The sequence below is a fragment of the Enterococcus durans NBRC 100479 = LMG 10746 genome, assembly GCF_001544215.1.
Classification (GTDB): domain Bacteria; phylum Bacillota; class Bacilli; order Lactobacillales; family Enterococcaceae; genus Enterococcus_B; species Enterococcus_B durans.
Map to the genome: position 1 here is coordinate 67478 of NZ_BCQB01000006.1, position 25108 is coordinate 92585.

At 38.3% G+C, this 25108-nt stretch carries 19 protein-coding genes and 2 pseudogenes; 1 reads left to right on the forward strand and 20 read right to left on the reverse strand.

The window, feature by feature from the left end:
* Positions 1–124: 124 nt before the first annotated feature.
* The 15 genes and pseudogenes from ED2_RS03035 to ED2_RS03105 all read right to left on the reverse strand — a co-directional run bounded on the left by ED2_RS03035 (position 125) and on the right by ED2_RS03105 (position 18202).
* Positions 125–931: a gluconate 5-dehydrogenase gene (locus ED2_RS03035; protein ID WP_016177820.1), complete on the reverse strand. Its 807-nt coding sequence runs from the start codon at positions 929–931 to the stop codon at positions 125–127.
* A 671-nt stretch (positions 932–1602) separates the two neighbouring features.
* A pseudogene (gene wecB, locus ED2_RS03040) lies at positions 1603–2720 on the reverse strand (non-hydrolyzing UDP-N-acetylglucosamine 2-epimerase).
* Between the two features lie 164 nt (positions 2721–2884).
* On the reverse strand, positions 2885–4444 hold the full coding sequence (locus ED2_RS03045) for a phospholipid carrier-dependent glycosyltransferase (RefSeq protein WP_016177817.1): 1560 nt from the start codon (positions 4442–4444) through the stop codon (positions 2885–2887).
* Complete coding sequence (locus tag ED2_RS03050; RefSeq protein ID WP_005877924.1) at positions 4441–5742, reverse strand: glycosyltransferase; 1302 nt, start codon at positions 5740–5742, stop codon at positions 4441–4443. Before ED2_RS03050 ends, ED2_RS03045 begins: the two co-directional genes overlap by 4 nt.
* A 547-nt stretch (positions 5743–6289) precedes the next feature.
* Positions 6290–7030: a tRNA pseudouridine(38-40) synthase TruA gene (gene truA, locus ED2_RS03055; RefSeq protein WP_016177816.1), complete on the reverse strand. Its 741-nt coding sequence runs from the start codon at positions 7028–7030 to the stop codon at positions 6290–6292.
* Positions 7031–7102: 72 nt separating this feature from the next.
* On the reverse strand, positions 7103–7738 hold the full coding sequence (locus tag ED2_RS03060) for a DUF998 domain-containing protein (protein ID WP_005877936.1): 636 nt from the start codon (positions 7736–7738) through the stop codon (positions 7103–7105).
* Positions 7739–7940: 202 nt separating this feature from the next.
* A pseudogene (locus ED2_RS16275) lies at positions 7941–8075 on the reverse strand (DUF3788 family protein); the annotation flags it as partial.
* Positions 8076–8124: 49 nt separating this feature from the next.
* Positions 8125–9564, reverse strand: coding sequence for a response regulator transcription factor (locus ED2_RS03070; protein WP_016177815.1), 1440 nt, complete (start codon positions 9562–9564; stop codon positions 8125–8127).
* Positions 9539–11296 carry a sensor histidine kinase gene (locus ED2_RS03075; RefSeq protein ID WP_016177814.1) on the reverse strand — a complete coding sequence of 586 codons (1758 nt, stop codon included), beginning with the start codon at positions 11294–11296 and terminating at the stop codon, positions 9539–9541. The genes ED2_RS03070 and ED2_RS03075 overlap by 26 nt, the downstream gene beginning before the upstream one ends.
* Positions 11289–11903 (reverse strand): YesL family protein, encoded by a 615-nt coding sequence (locus ED2_RS03080; protein ID WP_005877942.1) that lies wholly within the window; start codon positions 11901–11903, stop codon positions 11289–11291. The genes ED2_RS03075 and ED2_RS03080 overlap by 8 nt, the downstream gene beginning before the upstream one ends.
* Before the next feature lie 216 nt (positions 11904–12119).
* Positions 12120–13574, reverse strand: a complete 1455-nt coding sequence (locus tag ED2_RS03085; protein ID WP_016177812.1) for an ABC transporter substrate-binding protein — start codon at positions 13572–13574, stop codon at positions 12120–12122.
* A gap of 38 nt (positions 13575–13612) precedes the next feature.
* Positions 13613–14533, reverse strand: coding sequence for a carbohydrate ABC transporter permease (locus ED2_RS03090; protein ID WP_005877946.1), 921 nt, complete (start codon positions 14531–14533; stop codon positions 13613–13615).
* 12 nt (positions 14534–14545) lie between these two features.
* Positions 14546–15493, reverse strand: coding sequence for an ABC transporter permease (locus ED2_RS03095; protein ID WP_005877947.1), 948 nt, complete (start codon positions 15491–15493; stop codon positions 14546–14548).
* Positions 15494–15754: 261 nt separating this feature from the next.
* Positions 15755–16480, reverse strand: coding sequence for a pseudouridine synthase (locus ED2_RS03100; RefSeq protein WP_005877953.1), 726 nt, complete (start codon positions 16478–16480; stop codon positions 15755–15757).
* A 75-nt stretch (positions 16481–16555) separates the two neighbouring features.
* Positions 16556–18202, reverse strand: coding sequence for a putative polysaccharide biosynthesis protein (locus ED2_RS03105; RefSeq protein WP_016177811.1), 1647 nt, complete (start codon positions 18200–18202; stop codon positions 16556–16558).
* Positions 18203–18652: 450 nt separating this feature from the next.
* Here ED2_RS03105 and ED2_RS03110 point away from each other — a divergent pair, with 450 nt between their 5' ends.
* On the forward strand, positions 18653–20155 hold the full coding sequence (locus ED2_RS03110; protein ID WP_005877958.1) for a UDP-N-acetylmuramoyl-L-alanyl-D-glutamate--L-lysine ligase: 1503 nt from the start codon (positions 18653–18655) through the stop codon (positions 20153–20155).
* Between the two features lie 283 nt (positions 20156–20438).
* Here the strand turns inward: ED2_RS03110 and celB are convergent, their stop codons facing one another.
* From celB to ED2_RS03135, 5 genes are read right to left on the reverse strand one after another with little or no spacing between them, the layout of a single operon-like run.
* Entirely contained in the window at positions 20439–21785 is a 1347-nt protein-coding gene (celB, locus tag ED2_RS03115) for a PTS cellobiose transporter subunit IIC (RefSeq protein ID WP_005877960.1), read from the reverse strand.
* The gene (locus ED2_RS03120; RefSeq protein WP_005877962.1) at positions 21785–22303 is read right to left on the reverse strand and encodes a hypothetical protein; all 519 of its coding nucleotides are present in this window, start codon (positions 22301–22303) and stop codon (positions 21785–21787) included. Before ED2_RS03120 ends, celB begins: the two co-directional genes overlap by 1 nt.
* A gap of 13 nt (positions 22304–22316) precedes the next feature.
* Positions 22317–22643 carry a PTS cellobiose transporter subunit IIA gene (locus ED2_RS03125; protein WP_005877965.1) on the reverse strand — a complete coding sequence of 109 codons (327 nt, stop codon included), beginning with the start codon at positions 22641–22643 and terminating at the stop codon, positions 22317–22319.
* Between the two features lie 12 nt (positions 22644–22655).
* A complete protein-coding gene (locus tag ED2_RS03130; RefSeq protein WP_005877970.1) occupies positions 22656–24635 on the reverse strand; it encodes a BglG family transcription antiterminator in 1980 nt (659 codons plus the stop codon).
* Positions 24636–24651: 16 nt separating this feature from the next.
* Positions 24652–24966, reverse strand: a complete 315-nt coding sequence (locus ED2_RS03135) for a PTS cellobiose transporter subunit IIB (RefSeq protein WP_005877971.1) — start codon at positions 24964–24966, stop codon at positions 24652–24654.
* Positions 24967–25108 lie beyond the last annotated feature (142 nt).

Genomic DNA, 25108 nt, shown 5'->3' on the forward strand with positions numbered 1-25108 from the left:
ATCGCGCCTTTAGAAAATACTCTTATTCACTTATTCACAAATCATTTTTAGTACTAAGCCTTAAACTCCCAAAAAGAATACGTTTTTTGAAAGATCAAGGCTCACTATTTTTACTATTTGATATTTATGGTTGTTTACCGATGTATGCCAAAATACCACCGTCTACATATAAAATATGCCCGTTAATAAAATTGGAAGCATCTGAAGCAAGGAAGACTGCAGGACCTTGTAAGTCATCTGTGTTTCCCCAACGTGCAGCTGGTGTTTTAGAGATAATAAATTGATCGAATGGATGACGAGAGCCATCAGCTTGGAGTTCTCTTAATGGTGCAGTTTGCGGTGTAGCAATATAACCAGGACCAATTCCGTTACATTGGATATTCGCATCCCCATATTCAGAACAGATGTTACGAGTCAGCATCTTCAATCCACCTTTTGCAGCAGCATATGCACTTACTGTTTCACGTCCTAACTCACTCATCATCGAACAAATATTGATGATTTTTCCGTGCCCATTTTTGATCATTCCTGGGATGACCGCTTTAGAGACAATAAAAGGCGCATTTAAATCTACATCGATCACTTGTCGGAAATCTTTAGCACTCATTTCTAACATTGGAATTCGTTTGATGATGCCAGCATTATTCACTAAAATATCAATCAAAACAACCTCATCTTCTACTTTCTTGATGAAATCAGTAACTGATTCTTCATCCGTCACATCACAAACATATCCATTTGCAATGATCCCATTTTCCTTATAAGCGGCAATTCCCTTATCAACTAATTCTTGTTTGATATCATTGAATACAATCGTTGCACCTGCTTTTGCAAAAGCTGAAGCAATCGCGAAACCGATTCCATAGGAGGCTCCAGTGACTAATGCTACCTTTCCTTTTAAGCTAAATGAATCTAACGAAAAACTTGACATAAAAATTCCTCCTCTTTTTAAATTTCTTATACAGAAATTATAATTACCTATTAGGAAATCAAATGTTTATTATAGGACTAGGTTTTCCCTTTTGCAATCGCTTTTCAATTAAATAATCGAGGTTACGCTTTTTTTGATTATCCCTCTCCATGAAACCGTTATTCCATTTAAGTTCTTCCTATTCAAAAAAAATATAAAATAACCAAAATCCTTAAACGCTCTTGTTTTTTACCTATCAGAATAAAAAATACACAAAAAAAAGGTTGGGACAGAAGTATTTAACTCCGAAAAATAAGAAGAAATTCACGAAAATTGCTTTTCGAATTTTTGTAAATTTCGGCTTATTTAAGAAGGAGTTGCTTCTGCTCCCACCATTTATTCGTTTTTAAAGAATAAGACAAAAGTGTTTCTTACTTTTATCCCACGCTCTTGGAACAATTCTAAAAATCAGTTCTGCTACAGAGTCTCGAATAAACGGCGTCCAAAAGTCAGGTTTTTCGGAAATTTCAAAAAAAAACGAGCAATACAAAAAGCGTATTGCTCGTTTTTTTCTCCAATTCCTCAAATCGAAATAACTTTTGTCTCGACCTCATTACAAATTTATTTAGTTTGATTCGTTCACTCTTTTTAGCGATTAGATGGTTTCATAAAATGACTTCTCCAAAGTTTTTTCACATCGCTACTTTTACCTCAGAAAAGGCTGCACTGATGATTTCAACAATCCGTTCACTGGCATGACCATCACCGTAAAGATTTTCTTTTTGAGACATTTCTTCCTGGATTTCTGGGTGCAGCAAAATATTTTTTGTTTCTTCATAAACAGATGTTTCATTGGTTCCAATCAGCTTGAGTACACCAGCTGCGACACCTTCTGGTCTTTCCGTAGTATCTCGCAACGCGAATACAGGCACGCCTAATGATGGAGCTTCTTCTTGGACACCGCCAGAATCAGTCAAAACTAAGTAACTATGGGCAGCGAAATTATGAAAATCAAGTACATCCAGAGGTTCGATCAACTCGACATTTTCTAAAGAACCTAAGATTTCTTCAGCTGGTAGGCGTACTTGAGGATTCTTATGCATAGGGAAAATGATCGACACATCAGGAAATTCTCTCACGATCTTAGCCAATCCCCTGAAAACATTGCGCATCGGTTCTCCGATATTTTCGCGGCGATGCATCGTCACTAAAATAATTTTTTCATAATCTTTAGGCAAACGCGCATGCTGATAATCCCCTGTAATCGTATAATTCATTGCGTCAATTGCCGTATTTCCAGTAACAAAAATCTGACTTTCTGGATGATTTTATTTTAGTAAGTTATCCCGACTCAAATTAGTTGGTGTAAAGTAAAAATCGGCTAATACATCTGTCAATTGCCGGTTCATTTCTTCGGGAAAAGGCGCGTATTTCTGCCAAGTACGCAACCCAGCTTCCACAAGACCGATTTTTATTTTTTGATAAAAGGCTGCTGTTGCTGCGGCAAAAGTAGTAGTAGTATCGCCGTGGACTAAAACCAAATCTGGCTTTTTTTTTTAAAAATCGGGAAAAGTTGTCGTAATATTTTAGTAGTGATATTAGTTAATGTCTGGGTGGTACTCATAATATCCAGATCATAATCAGGGGTTATATCAAAAATTTCTAAGACTTGATCCAGCATTTCGCGATGTTGAGCAGTAACTGTGATGAGTGAGTCAAAACGCGGATCATTTTCGAGAGCTTTTACTAATGGGGCCATTTTGATTGCTTCTGGTCGAGTACCAAAAACAGACATTACTTTTATTTTCATAAAATCACTTACTTTCCTACTTGAATAATTTCAAAAATAAACGCTACTGATTATTTTCTAAAAACTTGTACAGTTAAAACTACTAGATCATTACACGATGATAGCAATCGGTCTGATATCAAAGTAAAAACATGGCGTGTAACTCTTATCCTAAACTCACCCTGTTATTCTTCTTTTATTTTTCTCAGGCTGCTGTTTTTTGAATAAAAACCAAGAGCTACAAATGAGGCCAAAGACAAATATAGCGGTACTTGATAACGTGATTGGATTTCCACGATCAGGTAAAAAACGATGATTGCTACATAAAGCATTTCAAAATAAAACAATCCATTGTCATTGTGGGAAGAAAGTCGTGGATGTCTATTCCAAAACAGTCTTTTTAGTAAAGCTAGTAAACTTGCGGCAATGAATAGCAATTGATTGCTAGTGATGATAGCATCCCAGATCTTGACACTCTTTTTTTGAATAAATACTTCATCTGAAGGATATAATTTGATATTTTGATAAATCAAACGTACCCAAGTTTCATCAGTCGCAAAATTTTTCATTTTTGCTTCTAAAAAACCTGTCCATTGTCCGAATGTTTTCCTTTGCGCAAATTGATTGTCACGATACTGGATCAAGTACGTTTGCATCTCATTAAATCGTTTGGCTTGGCTGATTGTTGTATCTTGTTTTATTTTTTCTAGTTGCTCGATGATTTTTTCATTGTACATACCATTTTTGTCACTATTTTGACCTGTAGCGATCGTGTAATCGATCCCTACATTGGCATTAGCCACCGGTAACTGATACCACAAACGATCTAGCTGAGTTTGAAATCCGCTAACCACCAGAAAGGCTCCTAAAATAATCGCGGAGGTAGCGATCCGCTTTTTAGCCGAGTAACGCTGCGATGCTCGATCATTTCCATAACTAAAAATAGCGTATAAAAAGTTCGCAGCAGCAATGATCAACATCATCGGGCGAAATAGATTTCCCACGAGCAGACTAGCAATCACTGCCGCAGTAAACGCCCAATATTGGCGCGTAGTCCGCTCATATTCAGGCCTAAATAGCTTATTGAAGAAGAAGACACTCAATAAAACAAAGGTTAACCAAAGAGGTTCAGCACCGATCAATCCACTGTAGATATAATAATTCGGGATCAAGTAAAAAAGTAGGGCAGCGATGATGCCTGCACGTTTTCCACCCCAAAATTCAATGATGTAGTAAAGTAAGATTGCATCAAGAAATGTCAACGTGATATTTAAGAATTGTAAAACCAAAACATTTTTCATTACTACCCAATAAAAAGCCCCAAACAGCGAACCAATATGCAAAACATGCGGATAAATCAAATCTAGATCCAACATTCCTCGTTTAAGCAATATAGGCCAGCTAAAGCCCGAAGCTCTGAGATCGGCTAACACATTGTAAGACCACATATCTGATACCGGTTCAAGTGGATAGATAAATATCATGATGATTTTAGGTATAGTCAGAAGAAACAATACCAGCAATAGCCAGCCTAAATAGTTTTTCTCTAACACTTTACTGATTTGTATGATCGCGATGAAAACACCAATACTAATTACACCGCCTATCACCAGCCATAGCCAATCAGCACGTGCATTTTCAAAATAAGCTTGCCACACGATCCAAAGAGAATTTCCTAAGACTACAAATGTCAAACACAGACCAAAATAGTGAACGATTTTTTTTAACCCTAATTCTTTTTTCACTTTACTTCCCCCAGTTCTTTGGAAGATTGACTGCCATCGTGACTGGTTTTTTCCCAATTGTTTTTACCTATCACTAAACGGAAAAAAGCGATGTAAGCTACTGGTGACAACAGCCATGTATACAAAAGATTGCCATAAGCAAACTTTAGAATCGATAGTTTATTGTCCAGTGTTTTATCCACTTTTAACACATAGGCAGTCGAATAATACACTGTAAACGCAATGAGTCCGTTGATCAGAAGGATGCCACAAAAAATGAAAAAAGTAGATAACGGATAATGGAAGAATAGAATGATCATTACAATGATCGATACCAATGATGATGGAAAAATCAGCATCGAAAAAAAGGCAGAAATCATAAAAGCCACAATATCCGATTTTAATTGCGGACTGATCATTTTACTTTTGAAAACAGATTTTGTGTACCGAAAAAAGCATTGCATGCCGCCTTGACACCAACGAACGCGTTGCCTGATCAACTTGTGATAACTCAAAACTCCTTCTTGTGGAACCAGTGTTTGGGGTAAGAAACCACCATAATACCCTTTCAATAAACCATTGATAGAAAAATCCAAATCATCTAGCAATGTTCCTCGCCAACGAATTTCACTAGTCATTTTCAATGTCATGAATTGCCCATTTCCACTTGCCAAAGCTGAACCCCAATCGTTACGAATAATCTGTGACAACAAATTGATAATCTCAAATTCAAACTTTTGCATCAATGTTAAAAAGCTGTTGGCATTGACGATTTGAACGCCAGTTTGGATCAAATCATAGTTGGAATGAATAAATGCTTGGTAAACATTTGAAAAGAGTAAAATATCCGGGGTACTGTCACTGTCGATGACCCCAACGATTATTTTATTTTCATCTAGACCTAGCGTTTCGATCCAGTCTAATCCTACATTTAATGCTGCTCCCTTCCCTTCTTGTGCATCAGGTAGTTCTCGTGTAATCACTTTTAAATTGGGATATCCCTGATAATTAGCAAGTACTTCGGCGGTTCCATCTGTTGAGGCGTCATTGATTACCACTAAGGTAATGGGAATCTCATTTTTTAGCTTGTTACTGATTTCCACTAAATTCTCAATCATCGCCCCGATTGTTTCCTTTTCATTTAGCGTAGGTACGAGGACAAACATTTTATCAAACGAACGTAAAACTTCTTTGACATAATGTTCTTTTGAACGTTTGTGGCGCAGGGCTAAAAAAAGCTCCCATATCCCATAACCACTAACGGCAAACAATGAAATAAGCAATGGAATAAACAGATAGTTGACATGTAACTGTGACATAGGTTATTTCCTCCATAATTGAGACATACCATTTTTAACTTTGTGATTATTTCATGGTGCGTTGTGAAAAAATTTATGAAATAAGTTGTCCAGTTAATTCCTCATAAAATCGCCTTCTTATTATGTATATACAATATACTTACTTTGTGTAAGCCATTATAATCCTAGTCACTTTTTTCCGCTAGTAAAAATACTTTTTTCACAAAATCCGGAATATCGGTAGCGTTTCAATAAAATCGATTAGGAAAAATCACCCAAATAAGTGAACTCAAAAGGAAAAAAAGTGAAAGAAAAAAATAGGCAATTTTAATGGACAAACAGTGACAAAAAGCTAATCTTATGTTAAATTTTATGCCGTTTATTTTCCTTGATCTATGACACGTTTTATTACAAGGAGAACAAAATCATTCTTCTCTATATACATGTACAATTTTTCACGATTCGATGCAAAATAGAACCTCCCAAAAATAGTGATCACTACTTTCGGGAGGTCCCATTGACTTTTCGACTTATATTTTTTACAAGCGCACTTGTATATTTATTCTATTTATTGATAATACACTTCATCTAGAAATAGTCCTTGCGCAGGCACTGTTTCACCCGCTTGCTTTCGTATTTTGTTTTCAAAAATCTCATCGATTTCTGTGACTTGCATTTTGCCTGTTCCGATATCCAGCAAAGTTCCCATGATGATCCGCACCATCTTGTACAAGAAACCATCACCTACAAATGTAAAGTGCAACATTTGTCCTTCTTGTTCGATCGATAGTTCTTGAATCGTCCGAACCGTTGATTTTTTCGTCTTTTTCAATGCCGAAAAACCAATAAAATCATGTGTGCCTTCCAATTTTTGGCAAGCTGCCTTCATTTTAGCAAGATCTAACGTTTGGGGAAAATAAAAACTATGATTGCGTTCGAAAACTGTTGGAATTGTTTCATTCCAGACATAATAGCTATATTTCTTACCTTTTGCGTTGTAGCGTGCATGGAAACGTTCAGGCATTTCTTCGATTTGTTTCACCACGATATCTCTTGGCAGATAGCGATTCAAAAAAGCAAGCATTTCCTGTAATGCCATCTCCGAGGAAGTTTTAAAGTTTGCTACTTGTCCCCTCGCATGTGTTCCAGCATCTGTTCTGCCAGAACCAATGATTTCGATTGTTTCACCAGTCATCTTTGCTAACGTTGCTTCGATTTTTCCTTGGATCGTTTTATCGTCATCACCTAGCCGTTGCCAACCAGAGTATCGTTTACCATCATATTCGATCGTTAATTTTATGTTTCTCATCTAAATTTATAAGCTCCCTCATGGAATTTTTTATGCCTTAGTCGATTCATCTTATCATTTTGAAACTCAAAATCAAGGTTTTATTTGCAAGATACTTAATATTCCAATCGGCAAATAATTGAAGAAGAAACTAAGTCGTTGCCAGAAACCTAATTGATTCAACAGTGGCAACCGATTCACCCCAGGTATCCTAGCTAAACCGTACCCACTAGCAACTAAAAAGCTAATGATCGTCAACCCCAAAAAAAGCTGACTGAATTGCGTATTTCCCATTGTACGATAAATGAGAAAAACAATTAAGGGAAAGAGTAGGAAACCAGCATAACCGATCCCTGAACCTATATTGTGGACCCAAGTTGACAGATTCCATGAGGATTCGTTCGTATCCACACTGAATAGTCCAGTAAAAATACAGTCACATACCCCATAAAAACCAATAGCTGCAGCTAGTATCAAAGCCAATGGCCTTGATGCCGCTACAAAAGTCTGATACATGGCAGGGAGTGCTAGAACAAAGAAACAGCCTGAAACAACTGACCAAATCAAAAAAGCTTTTCTAACAGGACTGCCCACATCGCCAAAAACACTGATCACTGTGGTCATTTGATTTAATTGAGGATAGAAAAACCCTAAAATATAGGGTGTCAAAAAATCACTCACGACACCCGCTAACAAAAAATAAAAACCATATCTACGTAAAAACTCCATATTCTCCCTCTTCTCGTATCTAAGAAAAACAATCTCAACCAGTTCATTTAAAGATTGCCTTACCTTACTCTATGGAAATTGTATCTAACTATGGAAAATTAGACAAGTTTCACTATACTCGCTTTTGGTTGCATTTTTTCTTGCACTTATTTCGAAAGAAAGAATATGGAACAAATCTAAAAATCAGTTTTGCTACAGACTCTCGAATAAACGGCGGGAGCAGAAGCAACTCCTTCTTAAATAAGCCGAAACTCACAAAAATTTGAAAAGCAATTTTCATTCATTTCTTCTTATTTCTCGGAGTTAAACACTTCTGTCCCAACCTCTTTTTTTCCAATTTCTCAAACCTAAACGATTTTTGTCTCGATCTCAATCTATGGAGTTGTTCAACCTCGTTCTTCTCGGTAATCTTTTGGAGATTTGCCTACGATCTTTTTGAATAGTTTAGAGAAATAAGTCGTGTTATTATAACCTATCTCAGCAGATATCTCATTGATATTCTGATTGCTGTGGAGGAGCAGCCACTTTGCCTGTTCGATACGCAAATGATTGAGGTAGGCAGAAAAACTTTTTTTCGTTTCTTTCTTGAATAATTGTCCAAGATACATGACATTCAAATGCAAGTTCTCGGAGACATCTTTCAAGGTCAATGGTTCTTTGAACTGTTCATGTAAAATCGAGATCACTCGCTCAACATTCTCACTATATTTTTTTTGTTTTTGTTGGGCTTTGATCAGAGACAGCAATAATTCATGGAGTTCTTGCACTGTTTTAGCCTGATTGATGTACTGTATCCCTTTGAAGTATTCCTCATCTTCTAAACTGATCAATTCTCTTTGGATATCCATGAACAGTAAGAAGCTAAAATGCCGGATATCTTCTGGCGTCATGACGGCTGTCTGAAACTGCTCAAAAAAATCGGTCACCATCTGTTGTGCTACGTCCAGTTGACCACTTTGAAGTGAGCGGCTAAACGAAGAAAAGTCAATGGCCTGTTCTTCCGCTGCGGCTTGCTCTGCAAAAAAGATTTGTTGGTCTTTCTCCCCATAAAACTGGTGCAACTGTAGATTATCCTTTGCATGTTGGTAACTTTCAGGTATCTTATCTGGATCTGCTGTTTCATCCCCTATACTGATGAACCACTCTTGATCGGTACACTGGTTTTGGATAAAACGACAAAATCTTGAAATAGCTGTTTCATTCAGCAACAGTGTAAACAGAAGCATCTCACCGAAATTTCGTTGTGAATAAAAGGATTCTTGCTGATTTCTCAGCCACTCATAGACTGGTTTTTCCATCGTCCGTGGGAGCTGGGCCAATAAAATACGTCTTTGCTCTCCCCCTATTTTTGCTAACAGCTCTTCTTCGCTTGATTCATCAAGTTCCTCATTGAGCCATTGACTAAAAAGGACTTCTTGATAAATCTCTTGCTGGTTTTTTTGCTCATTTTGTTGATCTAACCGTTGCTTCACTTTTCTCAGGCTGTCACTTAGTTCTGCTTTATTGACTGGCTTCATCAGGTAATTGACCGCACCTAGTTGCATCCCGCTCTTTAGATAATCAAATTCCTGATAACCAGAAAGTATCATAAATTCAAATGTATGGTGTTCTTTTTGTGCCGCTTCGATAAATTCAAGACCATTCATCTCAGGCATCGTCACATCTGTTATGACTAAATCGATTTTCTGGTTTTCTAGTATTGATAGTCCTTGCATAGCATTTTCGGCAGTTGCTACCACTTGAAATCCTAGACTTGGCCAGTCAATGATCTTTTTTAGTCCAGTCAAAATCATATATTCATCATCTACTAATAACACTCGATACATCTTTCTTCCCCTTTTCCTTGAATGTGATAGTAACCGTTAGACCTCCTTCTTTATTTTTTGTCAATCTCATTTGATAACTACTGCCAAAGCTAGCACGTAACCGTTCATTGACATTTTGCAAACCAATCGATTGGTAAAGTTCGACTTTGGGTTGTGCCAGTCTAGCTTCGATCTCTTCAATGCGTTCTGGTGTGATCCCTTTACCGTTATCTTTGACGACGATCATTACTCGCTGCCCTTCATGAAAGACTTTGACACTCAATGCATTATCAAAACGAGTAAAGTCGATCCCGTGTTTGAAATAATTTTCGATCAAAGGTTGGATCACAAACTTGGGCACTTCGATTTTTTCTAGCTCGGGAGCAAGAGAAAAATGATAGGCAATGCGGTTCGGATAACGCATTTGATATAAATAGACATACTTTTCACAAAAATCCAGCTCTTCTTTTAAACTGATCGTTTTTTCCTGGTTTGTATTGTTCCGTAACAACGCCGAAAATGCGTAAACTACATCAGCTAGTTCTTCGCTTCCTTCACTTAGGGCATACATTCGGATATATTCCAGTGTATTATATAAAAAATGTGGGTTGATCTGCGCTTGCAGTGCACGCATATGCGCATCTTGTTGTTTGATTTCCAATTTATAGATGTCTTCCACAAACTGATTGATACTATCTAGCATTTCATTGATACCGACCGACAGATCCTTCAATTCATATTCTGTCAAAGTAGTATCGATGCGTGTATCCAGATTTCCTTTCGCAGTTTCATCCATTGCGGACATCACGATATCCACTTGTTGCGAATAACGTTTGAACGTGCGGTACAAAAAGTAAAGGAGGACGCCATCTAAAATGATCACTCCAACCACTAAAGGTGCAAGATTTCTGGCAATTGCCTGCCAAACGGACTGGCGATCCAAAGTAGCTAATACTCGATAATCATCTGGCAATCGCTGATAGCGGACAAAGTTGCGCTGATTCAACTCTTCGATCGGCAATGTAGAATTTTTTTGGAGGCTCTTTAGGATCGTCTGCTCTTGCATCGTCAATACTGTTTTAGGCATACCCTTGTCATGGAAAGTATAGAGCCGATTCGTCGTTCCTGAAATCATATACAACGACAACCCGTTGAAAGAATTCAGGCTTTCCAAGGTAGCGTCCAGTTCTTGTTTATCAAAGCCAACAAAGATACTCCCTACTTCACTCCCACCTTGTGTGATGGACAGTTTAATATAAAATGCATCTGAAAGCTTTGGCGTACCACTGTGAATAGTACCTCCTTTGTTCTCCCTTGATGATTCAAAGTATTCAGGCAGTTGGCTAAAAACGACATACAAAGTACTGACTTCTTCATAATTCACATAGATATCCCGCATTTGATTGGGAAAGGATTGAAAATCTGCTATGTTTTGCTGTTGGTCATAGGCATACATCAAATACTGATCGATGGGTTTGGTCAAGTAAGTGGTCGCATTCTCGATTTTTTCTGAATTTCCGAATAACTGATCTTTGATGATTTTACTTAGGGTAGTTTTGTCGTTCAGTGTCCGACTTGTGCTTTGCAGTGCTTCATTCGTCATTTGTTCTGCTTGTGCTTGTGTTTGCATCCAAGTATGGACACTAATGATCCCTGTCGCTAACATCGTCAATAAGATCATGACCAGCGCATACTTTCTCAGCAACCGATTCAACAATGTCCCCTTCGCAAATAAGATACTTAGCTTACTCATAACTTTCCAATTGCGTGTCTAACTTTTCCCGCCACTGTTTGGTCACCAAGCCGTTCCAAACGGTGAGCAGTCCGATCAAACCGAAAAGAATCAATCCCTTGTAATTCCAAGTGATCCAGAAAATGATGCCCCCGCCGATCAGTAATTTTAAAAATGCGGGAAAACTAGAGAAACTAGAGACAAAACTTAATTTTAGTAAATTAGGTAGCGAGATTTCATATTCACTATCTAAGATCAAACTATATTGATACGTTGCATAAGCATAAAGCAAGGCAAAAATAAGTACAAAATCGATCACTAAAAACAAGATTCCCTTGATTTGAACGGATAGATACAAATTATAACCAAGCAAAAGTGCAACGACTAAAAATAAACCAAACAACAGATTTCCTCGCTTAAACGATTGCTTGAAAATTTGCCATCCTCGTTTAAACGTAATTTCTTTATACTCAAACTCGTACGTATAAAATAGTTCATTCACAGCCTTGCATGCTGGACCAATCCCTAGAACGATCCCTCCAAGTACTGTGTATGCCCAAAAATATAACGTCAGTTTCATAACGACCCAGACTCTGATAAATAATGTTTCCAATGCTTTCCCTAACATAACTATCCCCTCCAAGAACGACTTGTATTCCTTTTCATTATACAAGAGCAACGTATAAGTAAACCACACTTTTTCTACGATACCCTAATTTATTTTTCTTTTTATAAACGTTTACTTTACTAAAAAATAAGCAGAATCAACCAAAAATCTGAAGTGCAATTTTCGGAAAAATTCTGCTTATCTTTAGGAGCTTAGCACTTTGACTTAGCTTCTTATTTATTTACTTTCTTTTTGAAATGCATCGTATTGTTTTTGCATTTCCGTCAACACTTTGTCATAACCTGCTTTATCTAAAGCATCCATCAATTTAGGTAATGTTTCATCTGGATCAACTGTTCCTGTATTCAAGCCATCCAAATATTGGTTCATGACATTTGAAATGTTACTCATTTCTGTTTTCACGTTATCTGTATTGAAGCTGAATCCTAAGATTGGTGATACTTCTGCATCCGCAATCGATTGATCTCTTTTAGCGATCATTTCATCTGTGATCGTGTCTTGTGTGTAAAGGATCTTGTTGTTTCCTGTATTCCAAGCAGACATATGCATATTTGGTTGGTAGCCATCTAGCAATTTGATCTTGTCATTGCCATCTTTCTCCCATGCATCGCCTTCGATTCCCCATACTAAGCCATTCAACAGTTCTGGATCACTGTTTAGTAATCCCAAGAATTCAACTGCTTTTTCTTTGTTCTTAGAGGTATTAGAAACAACGAAGTTTGCCATTTGTGCTTGTGCTGTTGATTTCAATGGTACAGTGATTGCTTTTGAAACCAATTCTTGTTTTGCTGCATTCGTTAAGATCGTATCGCCATAATCGTAAGGTCCTTGTGTTTCTCCACGCATCAACCAAGTGTTTCCTTCTAAAGGATAATCTTTGTTGCTTGTTGCAGCATCACTTGGGATCAATCCTTGTTTGTACCAGCTGTGCATCGTACGTAACATTTCGACAAATGATTCATTTTCATATTGATTGATGATTTTTGTTTTATCTCCGTTCAAGTCAACAGCAAACGGTGATACATTTCCTAATGGATAATCGAAATCTCCTTGGACTCTGAACCCTTGTCCAATCGCAAACGCTGCTGTGTTTGGTTCTTTTTCGTGGAATTCTTTCAAGACTTTTTCTGCATCTGCATATGTTTCAATTCCATCAATAGATAAATTGTATTTATCAAGCAACGGTTTATTGAATGTCAATACTTGTTGGGCAAAGACATTCCCGTTAACTGGCATGGCATACAATTTCCCATTGACTAAGTTTCCTTTTATATATGCCTCATCTAAAGAGTCATACGCTTCTTTTGCATATTTTGGTGCTAGATCTGTTAAATCGGTGAATGCGCCTTTTTGAGCGTTCGATACATAGTTATTGGCATAAGCAATATCATAATTTTCACCTGACGAGATGATGACGTTCATTTTTTTCTCGTAATCGCCCCAACCAATGTAGTTGATATTCACTTTCACACCGATTTTATCTTCAATTCTCTTATTTGCGACATCCATCAATTGATCAAAATTATCTGGTTTGTCCCCAATTTGATACATTTGTAGCGTGGTTGAGTCACTTGCATCGGCCTTATCTTTTGAACCTGATCCGCAAGCTACCAACGTTCCTACCATCAGTGCGGAAACCCCTGTAAAGGCTAGTTTCTTCCATAACTTCATTTTTCTTCCTCCTAAATAAGTTTTTATTTTTTGTTGCATTATTCTTTTACTCCACCAATCGTTAAACCCTTAACAAAATGTTTCTGGAAGAATGGATAGCTGATTGCGATCGGCAATGTTGAGATAACGACGATAGCCATTCGAGCTGATTCTCCCGGAACAGAAGCAAGTCCGCCTGATAATTGACTCCCCGCTCCTGAATTTTGTGTCAAATATTGAATGTTGCTTTGGATCTTCATCAATAAATACTGTAAAGGAACTAATTTATCATCTTGGATGTAAAGCAAGGCATTAAACCAGTCGTTCCAATACCCTAGGGCTGCGAATAAACTAATGGTCGCAATCCCTGGAATCGCTAAAGGTAAAACAATCTGAACGAAAATCCTTAATTCAGTCGCCCCATCGATCCTAGCTGATTCAATGATCGAATCAGAGACTGAACGCTTGAAGAAGGTACGCATCACAATAATATTGAATGGGCTGACCGCCATCGGTAAAATCAATGCCCAGATGGTATCTTTTAATTGTAAAAGGTTCGTCATGACCAAGTAGTTCGCTACCATCCCTGGTGAAAACAGCATGGTGATCAAACAAAAAACGGTAAAGAAGCGACGGAATGGAAAGTTCGATCGTGAAATCGCATATGCGTATAACGAAGTTGCGGTACTGTTGATCAACGTTCCTAGTACCGTTACGAGAATCGTCACGAACAAGGCTTGGAAAATCTTATCTTGCATTTGCCCGAAAAGATAGGTATAGCCAAATGTACTGAATTTTTCTGGCCAAAAACTATATCCATTTGTGGATAGTGCTGATTCGTCGGTAAAAGAAATAGCAACAACAAACAGAAATGGCAAGATACAAGAAAGAGCAAAAATTGCAATCAATATATTGGAGAAGAAATTCGCTGTTTTATTAAATGAGCGAATTTGGACTCGTTCAACTTTCTTTTTTTTCATTTTTTCTCCCCCTTAGAACAATGCAGATTCGCTATCGAAGCGACGTGCAATCGTATTTGTGATCATCAATAAGACAAACCCTACAACCGATTGATACAGGCCAGCTGCGGCAGTCATCCCAAAGTCACCTGTAGAGGTCAAGCCATTATAAATATAAGTATCCAACACTTGTGTTACATCATAAAGTGCCCCCGAATTTCTCGGAATATTGTAGAACAAACCAAAGTCTGCACGGAAAATGTTTCCGACAGCTAAGATCGTCAGGATCGTCATTAATGGTACTAATTGAGGCAGTGTCACATGCTTGATCTGCTGCCATTTGCTTGCGCCATCGACCATCGCTGCTTCATAGTAAGTTGGATCGATCCCCATTACTGAAGCAAAGTAAATGATACTGTTATATCCGATACCTTTCCATGTTCCAATAAAGACTAAGATGAATGGCCAATACTTCGGTTCGTTATACCAATTGATTGCTTCGCCACCATGTCCCGTGATCCATTGGTTGAAGATCCCTTTATCCGGACTCAAGAAAGCGTAAACAAAATAGCTGATAATGACCCACGATAAGAAATATGGAAGTAACGACATCGTTTGATAGACTTTTACTAAACGTTTATTTCTCAACTCACTCATGATGATAGCAAATACAACGGAAATCAATAAGTTTAATAGAATAAATGTCACATTATATAGAACGGTGTTTTTAGTAATCAAGAAAGCTTGATCCGAAGAGAATAAAAATTTGAAATTGTCCCAACCGACCCACGGACTCTCTCGCAAACTAGCTAAAAATCCGTCAGCTGAAATATGGAAGTTCTTGAAAGCTACAACATTGGCTAATACGGGGATATAAAAGAAAAAAATCATCCAGAGCATACCCGGGATCGCCATAAAAACTAATGCTTTATATCTCCATAAATTAGCAAAAAAATGATTTAACCCCTTTCTCTTTTTCATCTTAAAACTCCTTTCATGTCATTCACAACGCAATTATAGCGCTTACAAAAGCAAGAATAAATAAACAAACTATAGATAAAATGAAACAAATTATAGAGAAGCTGTCGGATAGACGTGTTTCACTCTGAGAAATAAGAAGGGATTTATGGGAATTGTTGCTGAACGAATACTTGCTAAAACCGATGGATGTGACAACATAGCTAAGTTGATGGTAAAAAAGCAGAACACCAACGATAGCGCTGACATCCTGCTTTTCTCACTTTATTTATTCTGTTCTTGCAACTGGAGCAATTCAGTTTCTGTCAGTTCCCGATATTCGCCGTTGTCTAATGACTCTGGCAATAGGAAACCACCCATGCGAAGCCGTTTTAAGTAGGTCACTTCTTTGCCGACTGCCTGTACCATTCTTTTTACCTGATGGAATTTTCCTTCATGGAGGATCAAGCGGATCGCTGATGTTTCTTCTTCATGATCGATGGAATCAATGAATAGTTGTGCAGGTAATGTTTGCTCCCCTTTGTCAATGACTAGTCCACGTGCGAAACTGTCAATATCTTCTTCTGTCATCACACCTTTGACCTTCGCAAAGTATTCTTTTTCTACATGTTTTTTAGGCGAGAGCAACCGATGGGCCAATTTTCCATCATTGGTGAGGATCAATAATCCTTCGGTATCTTTATCCAAACGCCCTACAGGAAAAAGATCTTCTCGATAATCCTCATCGCTTAACAGATCCATAACTGTTTGTTCATAGTTGTCTTGTGTCGCTGAAATGACACCTGCTGGCTTGTTTAAAACATAATAAAAATCTTTTTGATAGACTAACGGTTCATCCAGATAAGTGATTTGATCGTCAAATTCCTTCACTTGGAATTTATCACTTTTGATGACTTCTTCATTGACTTTTATTTGTCCTTTTTTGATAAGCACTTTTACTTCTTTGCGACTGCCGATGCCGACTTCTGCTAAAAATTTATCTAAACGCATAGACTCACTTCCATTCTTTCATTGAAAAAGGAGTTAACGATAATGACACGCATGATCTTTAACTCCTTTGATTGTTTATTTGATTCTTAAACGATGACGTAACCGGATCATGCTTGGTCCTAATAAGCGTTCTGCTAATCGAAGTTTAAGGGCAAGGTAGGCATAGACAAAACCACCTACTCCTGCAACCAGTAAGATCAACAACAGGGATTGGAACTTGCTTTCTTGGCTCAAGAAGAGGCCGAAAAACAATTTTGTGATCCAGGCTACAAGTAACATCATCATTGTCAGGATAAAGATCAGTAAGGTTCTTCGCCAAACGAAACTTGGTTTAAAATGAGCGACTTGGTGGATTTTTTTCAAAATCAACGTACATGATACGGCAAAGCCGATCATCGTTGCAAATAAAGGACCGTAGACTTCGAATAGACGAATCATTGGGTACTGCAAGACCAGTTTTACGACAAAGCCGATCGCTAAGTAACGGATAGCAGCCGCATTTTCAAACATTCCTTGTAGCATATTGGAAACAAGCATATAAAGCCCTAAGAACAGACCGGCAAAACTTGCTTGGATCAATACATGACTTCCTAATCGATCTGGGGTATAAAACAAAGTATTCAGCGGGTAAGATAAAAGCATTACCCCAAACGTCGCGGGAAACATAAAGAAAGAGAAGAGTTGGAGGTTCCCACTCGTTAGTTTGGCTAGTCCTCGGTGGTCTTTCAATGTCACCGCTTCTGTGATCAATGGTAATCCAGTAGCTGCAATCGATGTCGCTAATGCGATCACGACCATTGTCAGCTTATCGGGGTTTGCACTAAAGATCGAAAAAAGATCCAACAACTGTTCTTTAGAGTACTCGGTAGTGGCAGACATGATTTTGATAAACGTAAACTGATCCACTAATTTAAAAATCGTCACACCAGAACCAACGATGATAAATGGGATCGCTTCTTTGATCGTATCTACCAGTAATTCTTTCGTTGCGATATTTACTTGATTATTGCTGTACTGCACACGGGCAGAGGAATAGCGTTGGTGTTTTTTCAAAAAATAAAGCAGGACGAGGATACTTGCCACCATTCCGATAAATGCGGCAAATGTCGATTGCGTAACTGCAGTGACATAATCCCCCTTCATGACCTTCATGATGATAAACGTCGTGAGTAACAAATAAAAGATCCGCGCCACTTGTTCAACGATTTGTGAGAGCGCATACGGCATCATTTCCTGATTGCCTTGGAAATATCCACGGATCACACTCATACAAGGAAAGACGAGGATAGCTATACTGAGCGAACGCATCGTCGGAATCAGGTCTTCCCCACCGCCAGAAGCATGTGCCAACCAAGGAGAAGCCACATACATAAATACGGAAAATATGATACCTAAGACACCCATCATCTGTAACGCTCGAATAAACAACTTCCGAGAAGTACCATATTCATTCAATGAGTTGTAGCGAGCCGTTTGTTTGGCGATTGCGGCCGGTATCCCAGCCGTAGAAATCAGTAAGAACAATGCATAGATATTGTAGCCCATATTGAATAATCCATTGGCAGCTTTCGCATTTTCGCCCATCCAGGCATACCATGGAATAATATACACAGCCCCAAGTAAGCGAGAAATGATATTGCTAGCAGTCATCCAAGCAGAACCTCTTGCCATCTTCTCTTGTGGGGACAAATCTTCAGTTGCTGATTTTCGTTGAGTATTCATCGATTCGATTCCAACTTTCTACAAAGCATTACCACTATTTTAATTGCAAAAAGCAAAACTAGCAATCTTTTTTGTATGGATTTCCTGACAGCACCTTCAAAATAGATAGCGTTTTCTTATGTCTCTGCTTTTTTATTTTTATATGAAGGGGCTAAAATGGAACGTCCGAAAAATCATCTTGCAAAATTTTGAGAACTCCTCGCTGCTTTCCTGAAAATACTTCGACCCTCTCGCTTGATTTAGCAGGAGATACAAGTGACTAGTATGCCTCCCTCTCCTACTGTTTCTCATCTATCTAGAGAAACTCACTTATTTTTTCTTGCGGCTACCGTTCGCTATTCGCTACATCCAGTGAATTTTCCTACCTGACTTTCGTCATTCTAGCAAGTTGCCTTGAATGTGCTATAATGAATCAAGAAATCCAACGAAAATGAAGTGAGGGATGATCCAGTGAACTTCTCTTTAGAAGATGTCCGCAACTTATTATTGAAAGAAAACCTATTAAAAGAATTTGTTTCTGAAAAAGGGTGGCATTTAGACGCCCCTGATCAGTTTACCTTTAGAAAATTAAGCTATGATTCCCGGCAAGTCGATGCCGAGACTTTATTTTTCTGTAAAGGATTAAACTTTAAAGAAGACTATCTAACAAGTGCCGTCTCACAAGGATTGCTGTATTATGTAGCAGAACAACCTTACGAACAGTCGGCAGTCGGCATCATCGTGACCGATATCCGGAAAGCAATGGCGATCCTTTCTATGGCGTTCTACGGCTATCCACAAAATGATCTGCAAGTGATCGGCTATACTGGGACAAAAGGCAAAACCACTGCTGCCTACTTTACTAAAGCGATCCTAGACTATACAACAGCAAACAAAACAGCGCTGCTTTCCACGATGAATACAACACTGGATGGAAAAACGTATTTCAAATCTCATTTAACAACGCCGGAATCCTTAGATCTATATCGTATGATGGCCGAAGCTGTAAATAATGGGATGACCCATTTGGTGATGGAGGTTTCTTCTCAAGCTTACAAGACACAACGTGTTTATGGACTGACTTTAGATGTTGGGATCTTTTTGAATATTTCACCTGACCATATCAGCCCAATCGAACACCCGACATTCGATGATTATTTTTATTGCAAACGTCAGTTGATCTTAAATTCAAAGCAAGTGATCTTGAACCATGAAAGTGATCATTTTGATTTGCTGAAAGAAACAGCTAATGTCTATGGTATTCCTGCCATTGTTTATGGTCGTTCCACACAAGCAGATTACGAAGTCAAAAGTTTAAATAACGGGACCCATGCCTTCCAAGTAATCAATCATCATGGTAACTTAGCGATCGATACGACTTACACGATCAAATTAGCTGGTGATTTCAATCAAGAGAATGCGACTAGCGCGATCATTGCGGCAGCATTGACTGGTGCCTCTGCCACAGATGCGCAACAAGGTCTAAAAGAAGCCCGTGTTCCTGGACGAATGGATCAACTTGTACAAAAAAACGGCGCCCACGTTTATGTAGACTACGCCCATAACTATCTAAGTTTGAAAACCTTGCTCGAATTTGCTAAAAAGGAACATCCTAAAGGGAAAGTCATTGTCGTACTGGGAAGTCCAGGCAATAAAGCCATTTCTCGCCGGCATGATTTTGGAAAAGTTCTATCTGAAACAGCAGATATCGTCTTCTTGACCGCAGATGATCCTGCATTTGAAGATCCACAAAAGATCGCAGAAGAAATCAATGAGGCAATCACTAATCCTGATTTGGATGTCCATTATGAAATGGACCGCCCAACAGCAATCAAAAAAGCCCTAGCGAAAAGTACCTCCGCAGATTCAGTTGTCATTGCTGGGAAAGGTGTTGATCCCTATCAAAAAATCAATGGGGTCGATGTTCCGTATGAAGGAGATTACGAGGTCGTCAAACGATTGCTTGAAGAGTAAAAAAAGAGAATGGCAACCCTAAAAATCAGGTTTGCTACAAACTCTCGAATAAACGAAAGTCCAAAAGTCAGGTTTTTCGGAAATTTCAAAAAAAAAACGAGCGTGGGACAAAACTAAAAATCAGTTTTGCCACAGACTCTAACTCCGAATAAACGGTGGGAGCAGAAGCAACTCCTTCGGAAATAAGCCGAAATTAACAAAAATTTGAAAAGCAATTTTCGTTAATTTCTTCTTATTTATCGGAGTTAAACACTTCTGTCCCAACCTCTTTTTACAAAATTTGTTATTCAGCTGCTGCTAATTCAGCAGCTTTTTCTCTTTCTTCTGTCAACAATTTGTTGTCGTAGAATTTGATGAATGGCAACCAGATAAAGAAAGCAAGGATTGCACATAGTACAGCTAACACAGCCGCTTTCCAGTCACCACCACTACCAACGAAGGCTCCGATACCAACTGGTGAAGGCCAAGGCATTTGTGCTAACATTGGTTTTACGATCTCAAATTTGATTGCGAAATAAGCAAGTGAAGCAGATGCCATCGGTGCTAAGAAAAATGGCACAGCTAAATATGGGTTATACACGATTGGCATCCCGAAAATAATCGGTTCGTTGATATTAAAGATTCCTGGCACCAGTGAAGCTTTCCCTAACACTTTTAATTGATCGGATTTTGCTAAGAAAGCAATGAAAATGATCAATCCTAATGTCGCTCCTGAACCGCCGACTGTTACATAAGAGTTGTTGAACTCTCCAGCTAGTGGGAAGTTAGCACCTTGTGCATTCGCTGCCATATTCGCTAACACGATTGGGGTCAAGAAGGAAGTGATGATATTTGCCCCATGGATCCCCACGATCCATAACGCATGGATCAAGAAATAGATGACCATGATCCCTAGCCAAGTATTTGTCAACTGCGTAACGAAACCAAATGGGATCGAGATCATTTTAAAGATATCTGTGCCTAATACAATCAAAAGTCCGTTAACGATCATTACAGCAAATGCAATGACAAAAGTAGGAATCAATGCAGTAAATGAACGAGATACACCTGGCGGAACAACATCGGGCATCTTGATGACCCAATTACGTTTGACACACATACAATAAAGTTCAACAGCAATGATCGACATGATGATCGCTGTAAAGATACCTGAAGTGCCTAAACGTTCAACAAATGCGCCCATCCGTATACCACTGACTACAGTTTCAGTATCTGTCACACTTGCAAGCAAGCGAACTTTTCCATCGCTCAAGCCCATTTCAGGAATACACATGAAGAAGGCGAAGACGGATAATAATGCACCTGTCAGCGGATTGACATTCAATCCTTGTTCTTCTTTTTCAATCGAAGTCAGTTCATAAGCAAAAACAATAGCAAAATAAATGGATAAGATCCCCATCGTCATTGTATTAACGATCATATATAAATCACTGACTTTGAAAAAGGTACTATTGAAAAAACCTTCAAGAAACGGAAATGGCAACGGTAAAATATTCAAAACCAAAAACATGGAACCTACGATCGTGAATGGGATAGACGCCATCCCAGCCGCCATGACAGCACGAACGATTTTAAACTGAGCGATTTTCCCCATTGGACCCATTAAGTACTTCTGCAAAAAATTAAACATTAGTTACTCTCCTTTCCTAAATACGCTGCTTGTTCAAATGTTTTGATCCTTTGATACTGACGATCTTTGTTTACTTGGATGCTTTCCAAACGTTTATGACATAGAGCACAAATCAGGCACCCACTCCCTAAAAATACGATCATCCCTAATTTCCCATATAGATTATCGACCATAAACGGAAACATTGAAGTATAAAACGGCGTAAATAATAGACCGCAGAGTAGCCCGTTCATGATCCCTTGCCACTTAAAGTACCGTTTTGTTCGTGGCACAGTGTTTTGATGTTGTCGATAGAGCCGGATTTGTTCACCCACAGCAGGCAAGATCAAACCGATTAGTCCAATCGGAACAATCAGAAAAATACTTTTGCTGACTAATAGAATAATCAACCAGTAAAGATTCATAAAAAAGAAGCCCGCTGTTAGATAACGAATGATCAGATAACGATTGAAATACATGATTTTCAAACTAAACTGTTTTTTCTCTATTTCCAATTGTTTTTTTTCTGCATCTCCCATCTTACTTACCCCTTTATGAATGTTTTTGATACAGATACGCCATCTCAGTTGCCACTTCCAGTAAGGTCATCGTTGTCATCAAGTGGTCTTGTGCATGAACCATGATGATCTCCATTTCGATTTTTTGTCCACTGGCGTATTCCTTCAATAAGTTCGTTTGTGCTTTGTGCGCCTGTAAAATCTCCTCATTGGCTTTAGTCAGCTGTTCATCTGCCTCTTCAAATTTTTCCTGACGCATGTCTTTGAACCCTTCATGAATCAGCGTTCTTGCATTTCCGCTATGAAGAATGATATCGAAAGCGGTTACTTGCAACTCTTCACTACTGATAGTTTCAGACATTTTTTCTCCCCCTTACTCGACCATTTGGCTAAATTGATCATTAAAATTGTGAAATGTAGGTGTTGCTAAAATATGGTGCTGTAAATCAGTCCGATCGATAAAACGGACGATTGCTTTGGTCACTACAGTAATCCCTTCGTTTTCAATAAAAGAAGGTGAGACTAAAAATACAAACTGGATACCTTCATGTTCATCCCAAGTCATGCCTCCTGGAATAAGGGCAACCGCGATTTTAGTAGTTGCTCCGATAGGAATCGCAGGATGAGGAACGACGATATTCTCACTAAAGATGATCTGCCCCATCTTCTCCCGTCTCTTTATTTGTTCCGTCATTTCAAAAAGATATTCATTTGCTTCTTCTTGTCCTAAAAGTTGGAGCAATTCTTGGATCACTTCTTCTTTTGTTGGTTGTTGTGCATAGACAGTGAACCATTTTTCCGAAAGCAACTGTTGGTAGTAGTGTTGCTTTTTCTCAGCTGGTAAACTGATGCTTTCCTTCTTTATACTCTGACAAGGCAGACATTCAGCAATCGTTTCACGAATTTTCTGAATATCTTGGCTATTCAAAAAGACACTGACATGCAAAACTGGTATTTTGAAAAACATGGTAGATAAATCAATCGAAGAGATGATCATATCGGCTTCTTTCAATACAGCTTCATTGATTTCGTAATATCCTTTTACATTCGTTACGACAATCGTTTCACCAAATTCGGACAACACTCGATTTTTGAGTAATTGGGCACTGCCGTAGCCAGTTGCACAAATGATCAATGCATGGATTTTATGCGTGGACTTGATTTTTTCCAATGCTGCCATGATATGCAGCGTTAGATATGCCCACTCATCGTCATTGATTTCATAATTACTTAGTAACGGCATTTGGCTAAAAAGCTGTTTTGTTTGTTCAAACGCTTGCCGATCTTCTTTCATTATTTCTTCTTTCAACGGATTTTCTAGCGTGATTCCTCGTTCTAGTCGGACGAGCATGGGTGCCAAGTGATTCAGCAAGCCGTTTTTCAGTTGATGGTCTTCATTCAACGGACGATGAAAAAATTGAGCGAATTGATTCAATGTAACGGTTAACTCCGCTAGAAGTTCTTGATCGGTCACCTTTTCCTCTCGATTCGATTTTGCCATCAAATGTAGCGCTAGATAAAACACCTCTTCTTCTGGAAATACTACTTGCATTACTCGTTCGATTCGCTCCATTATATTTTTCGATACCTGAAATTCTAAGCGACTCGCAATATCTTCGGTCAATGGGATTCCTTCGATATGAAACCCTTCTCTGACACGCTTGATCGCTAATGCTAAATGCAGTGTTAAATTTTGGATGATAAAATCCGATACTTTTAGATTCACTTCTCTTATCTCATCCAAAATGATGATCACTAACTCTTCAATATTGATTTCTTTAAAAAAGTGACTCGTTCCCAAATATTCTTTGAGTGAATTGGTATAATGGTTCCCAAAAAATATATCCATGATAAAATGACGTTTGTCTTGCTCATGCCCCTCGATCCACATTCCCTGATGCGGTTTCGAATTGATTCTCAATGCATAGGGCAGTAATTTTTTCTTGATTTCATGAATATCATTGACTAGACTTGAACGACTGATGAATAATTCATCTTCTAAGTCTTCAATGAAGATGGCTTCATCTTCCAGCAATAACTTATTCAAAAGATACTTTTGTCGATCTTCTGATTCAAAAAATTCTGTGACTTGCAAATCACTACGAAAAGCAACTTCCCTTTGCTTCAAAAAACGAGAAAATTCCAAGTGATCAAAGATTTCTAGTTGGTAGCCCTGTCCCTGTTTTGCAGATAGTTTTCCGCCATGCTCTTCCACTTCATCTTTGATCACTTTCATGTAATTACGGATCGTTCGATCAGATAAAGACAATTCAGATGCGAGACTCCGACTGGTGACATATTCTCCTTGGTGGTCGATCAACTGTCTCAATAATAATTTTTCTATCTGTTTCATCTTTACCCACTCCTAATTAAATATTCTCCTCAATTAGCCCTGCCAAATTTTGGATGCCAGATGGAATAGGTACATAAGCTTGAAATGGGATGCTTACTACTGGTTTATCCACCGTTTTACCTAGTTTAACAAATTTATCCAGAAACATTGTGGTTTGAGGGCTAATCAAGAATAAATCAAAGTCACTGTTCTTGATCATTTTATCACCTTCGGTAGCAGAAACAGCATCCACCATAATGTCTTCGCCTTTGTCTTTAAATAGTTCTGTTGCCTTTGACGCCATCATAGAAGATGACATCCCTGCTGCGCAAATAATCAATGCTTTTTTCATTGTTCTCCACTCCTTATGTTTTATTCTTTCTATCTAAGAGTTTACAGAGTAAGCGTTTGCTTTTCAAAATAAAAACTTCCGTATCATTAAGGAAAGGAAATACATTTTCTTGAACGTACAAATGAACGTACAAAAAAAGCGT

What these genes read in the sequence shown, in the direction of transcription:
- celB (WP_005877960.1), bottom strand. Translation starts at nt 21,785, where the DNA reads ATGTTTAATTTTTTGCAGAAGTACTTAATGGGTCCAATGGGGAAAATC.
- ED2_RS03100 (WP_005877953.1), bottom strand. Translation starts at nt 16,480, where the DNA reads ATGCGTTTAGATAAATTTTTAGCAGAAGTCGGCATCGGCAGTCGCAAA.
- ED2_RS03060 (WP_005877936.1), bottom strand. Translation starts at nt 7,738, where the DNA reads ATGGAGTTTTTACGTAGATATGGTTTTTATTTTTTGTTAGCGGGTGTC.
- truA (WP_016177816.1), bottom strand. Translation starts at nt 7,030, where the DNA reads ATGAGAAACATAAAATTAACGATCGAATATGATGGTAAACGATACTCT.
- ED2_RS03085 (WP_016177812.1), bottom strand. Translation starts at nt 13,574, where the DNA reads ATGAAGTTATGGAAGAAACTAGCCTTTACAGGGGTTTCCGCACTGATG.
- ED2_RS03075 (WP_016177814.1), bottom strand. Translation starts at nt 11,296, where the DNA reads ATGAGTAAGCTAAGTATCTTATTTGCGAAGGGGACATTGTTGAATCGG.
- ED2_RS03070 (WP_016177815.1), bottom strand. Translation starts at nt 9,564, where the DNA reads ATGTATCGAGTGTTATTAGTAGATGATGAATATATGATTTTGACTGGA.
- ED2_RS03130 (WP_005877970.1), bottom strand. Translation starts at nt 24,635, where the DNA reads ATGAAACAGATAGAAAAATTATTATTGAGACAGTTGATCGACCACCAA.
- ED2_RS03080 (WP_005877942.1), bottom strand. Translation starts at nt 11,903, where the DNA reads ATGTTAGGGAAAGCATTGGAAACATTATTTATCAGAGTCTGGGTCGTT.
- ED2_RS03125 (WP_005877965.1), bottom strand. Translation starts at nt 22,643, where the DNA reads ATGTCTGAAACTATCAGTAGTGAAGAGTTGCAAGTAACCGCTTTCGAT.
- ED2_RS03135 (WP_005877971.1), bottom strand. Translation starts at nt 24,966, where the DNA reads ATGAAAAAAGCATTGATTATTTGCGCAGCAGGGATGTCATCTTCTATG.
- ED2_RS03050 (WP_005877924.1), bottom strand. Translation starts at nt 5,742, where the DNA reads ATGTCACAGTTACATGTCAACTATCTGTTTATTCCATTGCTTATTTCA.
- ED2_RS03120 (WP_005877962.1), bottom strand. Translation starts at nt 22,303, where the DNA reads ATGGGAGATGCAGAAAAAAAACAATTGGAAATAGAGAAAAAACAGTTT.
- ED2_RS03095 (WP_005877947.1), bottom strand. Translation starts at nt 15,493, where the DNA reads ATGAAAAAGAGAAAGGGGTTAAATCATTTTTTTGCTAATTTATGGAGA.
- ED2_RS03035 (WP_016177820.1), bottom strand. Translation starts at nt 931, where the DNA reads ATGTCAAGTTTTTCGTTAGATTCATTTAGCTTAAAAGGAAAGGTAGCA.
- ED2_RS03105 (WP_016177811.1), bottom strand. Translation starts at nt 18,202, where the DNA reads ATGAATACTCAACGAAAATCAGCAACTGAAGATTTGTCCCCACAAGAG.
- ED2_RS03090 (WP_005877946.1), bottom strand. Translation starts at nt 14,533, where the DNA reads ATGAAAAAAAAGAAAGTTGAACGAGTCCAAATTCGCTCATTTAATAAA.